We start from the raw sequence: 3,308 nt of genomic DNA on the forward strand, positions 1-3,308 counted from the left end.
GGCTTCACGGTCCGGTGCGCCGAGCTGTGCGGCATCTGGCATGGCGCCATGTACAACTACGGCAGCGTCGTGTCCGTGTCGGCGTTCCTGAGCTGGGCGCACTCCACCGCGATCCAGCTCGCCGCGGTGACCAAGCTGCTGCCGCCGTACGCCCTCACCTACGATCCGACAGTGCTTACCAACGTGGGCAAGGTGAACCAGGAACTCGGACTGACCAGCGCGGGCGGCGGTTACTACAACCCGGCAGACCCAGAGCAGCCATGAGCCAGCGCAAGCCACGGAAGGGAACGAGGTAACACACATGGCCATCGAAACCCAGCCGGAAAGCGCGCAGGCACCTGGCGGACGTGAGCCTGGCGGCACCGCGAAGAGGCGCGCCTGGTGGCTGCGCCCTGCATGGCACACCGCGATCATCGGCGCGATCATCGGCTACGCGTTCGGGCACTGGCTTGGCAATTTCATCGGCGCCGGCTACCAGCAGGTGGCGTCCTCGGACGACAACGACTTCGCGATCGTGCTCGGCTACGCCTTCCTGGTGATCGGCTGGCTGATCGGGCTCGGCGTCTTCAACGACCTGATCAGGCAGATGCTCGGCAAGCCGATCCGGGACACGGACGAGCCGGACGGCGGGCTCTCGAAGTACTTCAGGTACACCCTGGACCACAAGACGGTCGGCATCCAGTACCTGATCGGCATGCTCGTCTACTTCTTCACCGGCGGCCTGTTCGCGATCGCGATCAGGACCGAGCTGCTCTCGCCGAGCTACCACGTGCTCAGCCCCTCCGCCTACCTGGAGGTGGTCGGCGAGCACGGCACGATGATGATGATGATGATGACCTCGGTCATCCTCGGGCCGTTCGGCAACTACCTGGTGCCGATCATGATCGGCTCGAAGCGGGTCGCCTTCCCCCGGCTCGAGGCGCTGTCGTTCTGGCTCACCCCGTGCTCCTTCCTGATCCTGCTGTCCGCCATCCCGCTTGGCGGGTTCCCGACCGGCTGGACCGGGTACGCCCCGCTGTCCATCCAGGCGGGCGAGGGCATGGACGCCTACGCGTTCGCGTTCGGCCTGATGGGCATCTCGGTCATCCTGGCCGGCTTCAACCTCATCTGCACGATCATCTGCTACCGGGCGCCCGGCATGCGCTGGAGCCGGCTGCCCATGTTCGCCTGGGCGATGCTCACCACCGGCTTCCTGCTGGTGCTCGCCGCGCCGGTGCTCGTCGGCGGCATGTACATGATCATCACCGACCGCACCGCGCAGACCGCGTTCTTCGTCAACCAGCTGGGCGGCAGCTCATACTTGTACGAGGACCTGTTCTGGTTCTTCGGGCACCCCGAGGTGTACATCCTGGCGCTGCCGGGCTTCGGCATCGTGTCGGAGATCATCCCGGTCTTCGCCAGGAAGCCGCTGTTCGGCTACAAGGTCGGCGCCGCGGGCATGTTCGGCGTCGCGATCTTGTCGTTCTTCGTCTGGCAGCACCACCTGTTCGACTCCGGTATGGACCCAGACATGCGACCGCTGTTCATGCTGACCACCGAGCTGATCTCGGTACCGACCGGGTTCATCTACCTGGTCGCGATGGGCACGTTCTGGAAGGCGAAGCTCCGGCTGAAAACGCCGATGCTGTTCGCCATGGGCATGTACGTCAACTTCCTGTTCGGCGGGATCTCTGGCGTCTTCCTGTCCGACGTGCCCGTCGACACCACCGCGCACGGCAGCTTCTTCGTGATGGCGCACTTCCACTTCATGATCATGGGCGGGCTGATCTTCGCGTTCTTCGGCGGCATCTACTACTGGCTGCCGAAGGTCATGGGGATCACGATGAACGAGCGGCTCGGGAAGATTCATTTCTGGACCATGTTCATCACGTTCAACTCCACCTTCATGCCGCTGTTCGCGGTAGGCATGATGGGACAGCCGCGACGGGTGTTCGAGTACGCGCGCAACCTGGAGACGCTGAACGACTGGGTGTCGATCTCCGCGTTCTGCCTCGGCGGCTCGCTCCTCATCTTCATCTTTAACTTCGTGATGTCCACGGTGGTCTGGCGAAATCGCGCCGCGGACAACCCGTGGCAGGCCCGCGGCCTGGAATGGCAGGTCTCCTCGCCGCCGCCGCCTGACAACTTCGCGCACATCCCTGTCGTGCTGGCGGGCCCGTATGAGTATGGCGACCCGAACGCCCTGCCCGTCGCGGACCTGAATCCGCCGGCCGGGGTGATCAGCGGCGCGCTGGCCGGGGCCGGCGCCGGCACGAGCGGCGGATTGGAGGCCTGAGGCATGTCTGAGACCACCGCCCCGGGCAGCGGGGAGGCCTCGGTCAGGGCGACGGAGGAAGCCGCCTTCTACCACGAGGCGGCGCTGAACACGGCATGGACGGGCAGCAGGCTGGCGATCGGCTCGCTGTCGTTCGTGTTCGGCGCGTTCGCGTTCGCCTACTTCTACCTGGAGTCCTCCAACGGCCATTCGAAGTGGCTGCCGTCGTCGACGACGCCGCCGCACATGTACTACGGTGCGACGATCATGGGGCTGGTCGTGGTCAGCGCGCTCGTGCAGACGGCCGGGCTGCAGCGGATCAAGGCCGGCCACAAGGGGCCGTGGGTGATGGCGGCGTGGGCCGCCCTTGCCCTGGGCCTGTCCGCGGTGGCGCTGCAGGTCACCGAGCTGCTCAACCTGCCGTTCATCCCTGGCCAGTCCGGTTACGCCAGCTGCTTCGTCGGCTTCTACCCGGTCGCCCTGGTGACCTGGTTCGGCGCCATGGTCTGGCTCGAGATACTCTGCATCCGGGCCAGGGGGATCCCGGCGATCTCGTTCGTGGAGCAGCCGCCGACCTACGCGCAGACGTTCGAGGTGCAGCGGTTCCAGTCGTCGCTGAGTGCCTTCACCCTGGTGTGGAACTACCTGGCGATCATCGCGTTCCTCTTCTGGCTGCTGTTCTACGTGCGCTGAGCTGGGAGGCTCCGTGTCTGCTCTGCATCTCGCGGACGGCCCCGCGATGTACTTCGGCGGGACGATCATGTCGTTCGCCCTGCCGCTCGGGGCGTTCATCGTCATCACGACCGCCCTGTTCTTCCTGTACCGCAGGCCGCACCACGGCCCGCGGCTGAAGTACCTCACCCCGGAGGTGGTCGCCTCGCTGCAGACCTGGGAGCCGGGCCCGGTCAGCGCTCCCGCGGCCAGGGCGGCACGGGCGCCCGAGGCCGCGGCGCCCGGGGCGCCCGGGGTGCCCGAGGCGCCCGGCCAGGCCGCGCAGGCAGCCGCCGACCTACGCGCAGACGTTCGAGGTGCAGCGGTTCCAGTCGTCGCTGAG

General features: G+C 66.5%; 4 protein-coding genes. All 4 read left to right on the top strand.

The features are described from left to right. Nucleotides 1-264, top strand: a 264-nt coding sequence (locus Q1N79_RS03790; RefSeq protein ID WP_300604413.1) for a hypothetical protein, incomplete at its 5' end; no start/stop codon positions are given. A gap of 37 nt (nt 265-301) precedes the next feature. Next, the gene (locus Q1N79_RS03795) at nt 302-2,275 is read left to right on the top strand and encodes a cbb3-type cytochrome c oxidase subunit I (RefSeq protein WP_300604416.1); all 1,974 of its coding nucleotides are present in this window, start codon (nt 302-304) and stop codon (nt 2,273-2,275) included. Nucleotides 2,276-2,278: 3 nt separating this feature from the next. Continuing rightward, nucleotides 2,279-2,947: a hypothetical protein gene (locus tag Q1N79_RS03800; RefSeq protein WP_300604420.1), complete on the top strand. Its 669-nt coding sequence runs from the start codon at nt 2,279-2,281 to the stop codon at nt 2,945-2,947. Nucleotides 2,948-2,960: 13 nt separating this feature from the next. Beyond that, nucleotides 2,961-3,308, top strand: a 348-nt coding sequence (locus tag Q1N79_RS03805) for a hypothetical protein (RefSeq protein WP_300604423.1), incomplete at its 3' end; no start/stop codon positions are given.

Source organism: Trebonia sp. (assembly GCF_030042015.1).
GTDB lineage: Bacteria > Actinomycetota > Actinomycetes > Streptosporangiales > Streptosporangiaceae > Trebonia.